At 30.5% G+C, this 3,921-nt stretch carries 6 protein-coding genes and 1 rRNA gene; 2 read left to right on the forward strand and 5 right to left on the reverse strand.

The features are described from left to right. Window positions 1-64: 64 nt before the first annotated feature. Window positions 65-180 (forward strand): 5S ribosomal RNA (gene rrf / locus BMX09_RS09540). 331 nt (window positions 181-511) lie between these two features. On the opposite strand, the gene BMX09_RS10550 is transcribed toward rrf, so the two are convergent. The 3 genes from BMX09_RS10550 to BMX09_RS09555 all read right to left on the reverse strand — a co-directional run bounded on the left by BMX09_RS10550 (window position 512) and on the right by BMX09_RS09555 (window position 1,157). Further along, window positions 512-598 carry an ATP-binding protein gene (locus BMX09_RS10550; RefSeq protein WP_089748052.1) on the reverse strand — a complete coding sequence of 29 codons (87 nt, stop codon included), beginning with the start codon at window positions 596-598 and terminating at the stop codon, window positions 512-514. A gap of 133 nt (window positions 599-731) precedes the next feature. Next, window positions 732-914 carry a hypothetical protein gene (locus BMX09_RS09550; protein WP_089748054.1) on the reverse strand — a complete coding sequence of 61 codons (183 nt, stop codon included), beginning with the start codon at window positions 912-914 and terminating at the stop codon, window positions 732-734. A 33-nt stretch (window positions 915-947) separates the two neighbouring features. Beyond that, window positions 948-1,157 carry a hypothetical protein gene (locus tag BMX09_RS09555; protein WP_089748056.1) on the reverse strand — a complete coding sequence of 70 codons (210 nt, stop codon included), beginning with the start codon at window positions 1,155-1,157 and terminating at the stop codon, window positions 948-950. 642 nt (window positions 1,158-1,799) lie between these two features. On the opposite strand from BMX09_RS09555, the gene BMX09_RS09560 reads away from it, so the two are divergent. Beyond that, a complete protein-coding gene (locus BMX09_RS09560; protein ID WP_089748058.1) occupies window positions 1,800-2,732 on the forward strand; it encodes a DMT family transporter in 933 nt (310 codons plus the stop codon). A gap of 144 nt (window positions 2,733-2,876) precedes the next feature. On the opposite strand, the gene istB is transcribed toward BMX09_RS09560, so the two are convergent. Both istB and BMX09_RS10220 read right to left on the reverse strand, forming a co-directional pair. Beyond that, complete coding sequence (gene istB / locus BMX09_RS09565) at window positions 2,877-3,635, reverse strand: IS21-like element helper ATPase IstB (protein ID WP_089748060.1); 759 nt, start codon at window positions 3,633-3,635, stop codon at window positions 2,877-2,879. A gap of 1 nt (window position 3,636) precedes the next feature. Then, on the reverse strand, window positions 3,637-3,921 hold a 285-nt coding region (locus BMX09_RS10220; RefSeq protein WP_218138950.1), incomplete at its 5' end, for a hypothetical protein.

Here is a 3,921-nt window from a genome sequence, read left to right on the forward strand (position 1 = left end):
ATGGTAAGTAATGGTAAGTAATACAGATTCAGTTTTGAAAGAGCAAAGCTTTTTTAAATAAAAGTGTGGTGATGATGGCAAGAAGGACACACCTGTTCCCATCTCGAACACAGAAGTTAAGCTTCTTAGCGCCGATAGTAGTTGGGGGTTTCTCCCTGCGAGGATAGGACGTCGCCATGCACATGATAGAAAGTTCAAGCAGAAATGTTTGAACTTTTTTGTTATTTTTTAGGCTCTTCGTCAAATAGTGTTGTTGAGGAGTTATTAAAAGAAGGCTTTTTGTCAAAGCGGTAATTTTTGTTACTAAACCAAATAGGGCTGGTGTAGGGGAAATACAGATGACGTAGAAGTGTTTGATTCAAGGCTTTTAAATTCATCAAAAGATTATAGAGGAAGGTAAATTGTTTTAAGGTTTTGTAGTTAGTGTTTTAGTGATTACAATATCACCAAAGGTTTCACTTCACTCACTTAGTGGTTTGTTGGTCGTAATAATGGTCGAATTTTTTTCGTATCACTTAGTAATTAGTTGGAAGAATAATTTGGATGATACGTCATCTAAAGGTAAATAACCAACTTCATCAATAATCAACAGTTTCATACGTGCATAATATTTTAATCGTTATTCTAAGCGATTTTCTAATAAAGCTTTTTTAGTTGCATTATTAGATCATTACACGAAACCAAATAAGTACTCCTGTGATTTTTAGCTACTTCGATGCCGATAGATGTTGCTAAATGCGTTTTTCTAATTCATTAGCTCTCACTTGAATATCCTTCAGGACACTTACTAACTCATCAACACTCTTTAATTCACCATCATAAGTTTTTAACCATTCTAAAAATCTATTAGCAGATTCAACTTTCTCTTTAGTATAAGGATGTTTTACCTTATATCTTTTTATATCTATCCCCATATTTTTACCAAATTCAATTACTCCAGGAAATAACTATCTTGTAGAATGGTTACAAATAGCTACCATATTATCTGTTAGAATTTTCTTTAGTTTTCCTCCTAATTCTTTTAACGCCATTGTTGTACATCGCATAAAGTCTTTTTGGCCTTTTCCGTTTAAATAGATAAACAAGTGATATCTTGAATAACTTAACGTTGCCCAATAAACATTAAAGGTTATTTTTTCACCATTTTTTAAAGTCATTTTTATCTCTTTTTTGAATATCTCTCTAAATTATTTGTAAATTCCTTATTAGTACAGTAGAGGGGTGTTCTTTTTTGATTTTGTTATAGAGGTATGTTAGATAGACATGTACAAAAATAGGATTACTCATTTTACTGACAGGTTATATAAATGATTGACGCATATAGTATACATAAAGCTGAAGTGTAGTAGATATCTAGGTAATTGTTTGTAAAGTAATAGATTATCATTTCCTTGTGTGTAATTTTTAATAAATCCTAAGACTATTCAATCTGGAAGTATCAGCCAGTATCTAAAGAAAATATAGTGGTAAATAATTGCTATTACAAAGTCAAGTGTTGCTCCATTGTTTATTGATTATATAATTATGGTGGGCTAATTGTCTTATAAAGTGAGTTAATATAGTAGCCTAGTGTTTCTGATTAGTTATTTTTGAATAAGTGGGGTGGCTAGATAAGCGAAGATGATGATTAGAAGGGTTCTGATTAAAAATGACGGGACATAGTAATATGAATCTTTTCTAATAAAGCTTTAACATCTATTATCTAAAAATTGATTGATAAATAGATAACTAAGTAGTATTATTAATCATATTATGAAAAGAAAGACATATATGAAAGTATATGGAAGGTCGAAAGATGTATGAAAAATAAAACAGAAAAATTTTTAACAAAAAATTGGGTAGTTGTGATTGGAGCCACAATTGCCTGCCTGTTATGGGGAAGCGCTTTTCCTTGCATTAAAATTGGTTATCGTCTATTTGAAATTAAATCAAATGATATAGCCTCACAAATGTTATTTGCTGGAATTCGTTTTACATTAGCAGGGATATTAACTATCATATTAGGAAGCCTTGCTACGAAAGAAATCTTAATACCAAAAGTAAAGTCTGCTAAAAATATTTTTAACTTAGCACTTATGCAAACAGTTGGACAATATATTTTCTTTTATATTGGCTTAGCTAATATAGCCGGTGTAAAAGGATCAATTTTAGGATCAACTCGTACATTCTTTGCTTTATTAATCGCGGCTTTATTATTTCACCAAGAAAAATTAACATCTAAAAAACTGATTGCTTGTATATTAGGTTTTGCGGGAGTGATTTTAGTGAATATGACTGGCAATGTAGAAGTCGGCTCATTCAGTTTCATGGGAGATGGCTTTATGTTACTTGCTAATATATCGGCAGCCTTTGCATCTGTTTACATTAAAAAATATTCAGAACAAGAAAATCCAGTTATATTATCAGGGTATCAGTTTATTGTTGGAGGAATTATTTTAGCAATTATCGGAAAAGTGTTTGGAGGTCAATTAGATAACTTCACAGTAGCTTCGGTTAGCTTATTAATTTATATGGCCTTTATTAGCGCTGTTGCATATTCAATTTGGGCACTTTTACTAAAAGTTAATCCAGTATCTAAAGTAGTTGTATATGGATTTTTAATGCCAATTTTTGGTGTATTTTTAAGCGCCATCATTTTAAACGAATTATATTTACTTGGACCATCAAGCTTAGTAGCCTTAGTATTAGTTTGTTTAGGCATTTATCTTATTTCAACAGCCAAAGAAAACTAAATATACATATAAAACGTAGCATATCAAATGTTGCGTTTTTTATTTTCCGTTTCCAATTATTGGTGTCAAGTAAAATATAACCATTTATGTCAATTTAAAATCACCACTTTTGTTAATTTAATTTGTTTTACTGTGTAGCCTTAGCTACACAGTATTTTCATTTGTTTTTGGTAAAATGTTTTTAGTCCTATAAGAAGGTCCTATAATTTTAATTACGTGACTATGGTGTAGTAAACGGTCAAGAATAGCATTAGCGATTACAATGTCACCAAAGGTTTCAGTCCACTCACTTAGTGGTTTGTTGGCAGTAATAATAGTCGAATTTTTTTCGTATCGTTTGGCAATTAATTGGAAGAATAGTTTGGATGATACGTCATCTAAAGGTAAATAACCAACTTCATCAATAATTAACAGTTTCATACGTGCGTAATATTTTAATCGTTGTTCTAATCGATTTTCTAATAAAGCTTTTTTTAGTTGCATTATTAGATCGTTACACGAAACAAAATAAGTACTCCTACGATTTTTAGCTGCTTCGATGCCGATAGATGTTGCTAAATGCGTTTTTCCAACTCCAGGATTACCGATAAATAATATATTTTCTTTATTATCCACAAAGCGCATATCCTTAAACCCGAGAATTTGTTTTTTATTAATACTTGGTTGGAAATTAAAATCGAAGTCATCGGTCGTTTTTAGATATGGAAATCCAGCAATACGAACACAAGAGTTAATCATACGCTCTTCTTTAGCCTTTAATTCATAATTAGTTAAAACTAACAATAGCTCTGTAAGGGTTGAATTTCCAGAGTTATATTGTTCAATCGCATCATCTAAATGTAGGTGCATTTGTTTTAATTTCAATTCTTCTAGATTATTTTTCACTTTAATGTATTTCTGCATTTCAATATTCATCGTAGTCTCCAATCTGAGCTAAACTCTCTATATTCTTCATAGAAATCTGCCTAATTTCATCATCATTATATTTCTTATTAAGGTGTTGAGATAAAACATCATTATAATGATTAGGGGCATAATTAATTGAATTTTTCTTATTTATGTAGGGATACAGTACATATGTGACTAAATAGGTAAAAAAAAGAACACCAATCTGATATACTAATAAGTGACTAAACCAAAAGTATAGAGAGGTGTTCTTTGTGAAAATAATTATAACAGAAGAAATGAG

The sequence above is a fragment of the Granulicatella balaenopterae genome (genome assembly GCF_900111135.1).
Classification (GTDB): domain Bacteria; phylum Bacillota; class Bacilli; order Lactobacillales; family Aerococcaceae; genus Granulicatella; species Granulicatella balaenopterae.